Source organism: Nostoc sp. (assembly GCF_035638895.1).
Taxonomy (GTDB): domain Bacteria; phylum Cyanobacteriota; class Cyanobacteriia; order Cyanobacteriales; family Nostocaceae; genus Nostoc.
In genome coordinates, this window is sequence record NZ_DASQZC010000123.1 from 1 (window position 1) to 2271 (window position 2271).

At 36.8% G+C, this 2271-nt stretch carries 3 protein-coding genes; 1 reads left to right on the top strand and 2 read right to left on the bottom strand.

Features of this window, described 5'->3' with window-relative positions; translation table 11 throughout:
- Positions 1-172 precede the first annotated feature (172 nt).
- The gene (locus tag VE944_RS06045; RefSeq protein WP_414690103.1) at positions 173-1342 is read left to right on the top strand and encodes a DNA sulfur modification protein DndB; all 1170 of its coding nucleotides are present in this window, start codon (positions 173-175) and stop codon (positions 1340-1342) included.
- A gap of 28 nt (positions 1343-1370) precedes the next feature.
- Here the strand turns inward: VE944_RS06045 and VE944_RS06050 are convergent, their stop codons facing one another.
- Positions 1371-1844 (bottom strand): DNA phosphorothioation-associated protein 4, encoded by a 474-nt coding sequence (locus VE944_RS06050; RefSeq protein WP_324973740.1) that lies wholly within the window; start codon positions 1842-1844, stop codon positions 1371-1373.
- Positions 1845-1948: 104 nt separating this feature from the next.
- Complete coding sequence (locus VE944_RS06055) at positions 1949-2146, bottom strand: PDDEXK family nuclease (protein ID WP_324973743.1); 198 nt, start codon at positions 2144-2146, stop codon at positions 1949-1951.
- Between the last annotated feature and the right edge of the window lie 125 nt (positions 2147-2271).

Genomic DNA, 2271 nt, shown 5'->3' on the forward strand with positions numbered 1-2271 from the left:
ACGATCGCAACTGTTGGGTGGGCGTCTCTTGCCAAATGTTTCAGGATTTGTAATTCTACATCCATTGCCCTGCTTACCTTCCAGAGTTTTTTCTTTTAATCCTTTTATTAAGAATACCCGGAAAGTGACAGAAGAGGGGTATAGTGTAATCTGCCACTTTACAGGTATTTGTATGACTCAAACAAACCAGGATAGTAACAATAATGTTTCCCCAGAGATTAAAGCTAATTTTATTACCTTAGTTGCGCCGCTTTTTTCGGAAAACCATATAGAGTCATGCTATCCAGGGCTGATTTTTCATCAGGGAAAGCGGAAAATGCTGCAAATTAATGTACCCGCCAAAGATTTGCCCGCTCTTCTTCAAGCTAAACCTTCTACTAAAAATGATCCTGATTCGGGTAAGAACCGTCCAGAGGTCAAAGGTCATGCTAAAGAAATAAAAGACTATGTTGTTGAACGCGCTCAAGTCGGCAAACCCTGGGTTTTAGGAACAATTACAGCTAATGTTGATGAACAACATATAAAAATACATGAATTAGGTAGGGGAATTTGTATAGTCGTTATTCCTAATGGAATTAAACTAGATATTACAGATGGACAGCACCGTAAAACGGCTATTCACGAATTGATTTTTAGTAATGAAAGCCACTTAATTGGTCGCGATCAGTTTGCTATTACATTGATTTTAGAGGGAGACAAGCGTCAGTGCCAAACTGACTTCCGAGATATGGCTCAAACAAAACAACTAGATAACTCGTTGTTGTTATCATTTGGTGAGTATGAAGGTAGGGTTGGCATTACTAAAAATTTGATAGAACAAGTAGGAATGTTTAATGAAAAAACAAATAAAATTGGTAAAAATGCTAGTCAAAAACTAATTTATACAACTAATTTTATAGCCCGTTTTGTGAGTTGTGTATTTGCTGATAATACAAAAGATGAACTTAAAGGGTATGATGTTGAACAACTATCAGAAGCTTTAGCAAAGTGTTTGAATAAGTTCTTCTCAGAATGTAAAGACACAAAAGATATTTCTGAAACACCTATTGACAAGCTTACTCCTCATCAATCAGGTGCTTTTAGGGAATCTTCTGTGTTAGGGGTAAGTGCTGGACTCGAAGTATTAGGGCGATTGCTATACTCCATTTATAACAAGGATAATAATTATTTTGATGAACAAAAAATTTCACAGCTAGCACAGCTAGACTGGTCACGAAAGAACAGTCTTTGGGAAACTAATCTAGTGAGGAAATCAGCTAGTGGTGACTACGAAATTTTAAATAAACTAACTCCTATAGCAGATGCAGTCAAGACAGTAAAAATCAGGCTAGGGTGGATGTAAATCATTACTTACAAGTACCACTTAAAAATCAAGAGAGGAATTTGGTCAGATCAAATTCCTCATTTTGTTTCTCCCTAGTAGTTCGTTCATAACTGAGAAATAATAAAATTCGCTCTGAATAATCTACTGACCCACGCAATTCATTTTGCAATATTTCCAATCCACCATTAGCGTACTCTTCAAATATATGATTGCGTTGTCTTTCATATTCCTCTTCATTAATAGATAGTGTTTTTATATCTTTAGTTTCATTAATTGCTAATAATTTTATTAAAATATCATTTCCCATTGAGGCAAAATACTCTATCCTAATTGGCGATGGTTCCCTTTTAGAAATCTCTCCTAAAGCCACCCGCCTTTTATGTTTTGCACCCAAAGCTGCTGCAAATACAATCACATCAGCAAAAGTATTAAAAGGCCCTGTTCCACCATCTGAAGATGTTAAACCTTTCACTAACTCAGCCTTATCTTTAGCAACCCTGATTCTGCCAGTTTCAGCCATGATATTAATATTTACGTTGTTGCCATCTTAACCGACAGCGAAAAGCGATCGCTACGTTTACGCACTTGCCAAGGTATGATTTTATGATAGTATGTTGACGATCGCTAAACAAACAAATTATCCACTAACATAGTCCATCCTGGCGCTGCGGGTTCAGCTTCAGGCAACTCCCCACGGCGATAAACTTTCGGTTCTTCAGGATTACTAGCACGATATACTCTAATAACTTCCTCTTTGAGTACATCTACATCCCAAACTACCAGTGTACCAGCCGCAAAATAATCAGGGTGTTTGCTAGCCATATCTTTCTCAGCCTTATCACCGTAATCATTTTCACTTCGCACCTTAGCAGCAAATATAGTTTAATACTCATAAAATATCTTCTAATTAGTTAGGGATAATCTCAATTTTACATCTTCTCTTCCCT

Bases quoted from the DNA above. Each gene is read 5' to 3' on its own strand.
- VE944_RS06045 (WP_414690103.1), top strand. From the start codon at position 173: ATGACTCAAACAAACCAGGATAGTAACAATAATGTTTCCCCAGAGATT.
- VE944_RS06050 (WP_324973740.1), bottom strand. From the start codon at position 1,844: ATGGCTGAAACTGGCAGAATCAGGGTTGCTAAAGATAAGGCTGAGTTA.
- VE944_RS06055 (WP_324973743.1), bottom strand. From the start codon at position 2,146: ATGGCTAGCAAACACCCTGATTATTTTGCGGCTGGTACACTGGTAGTT.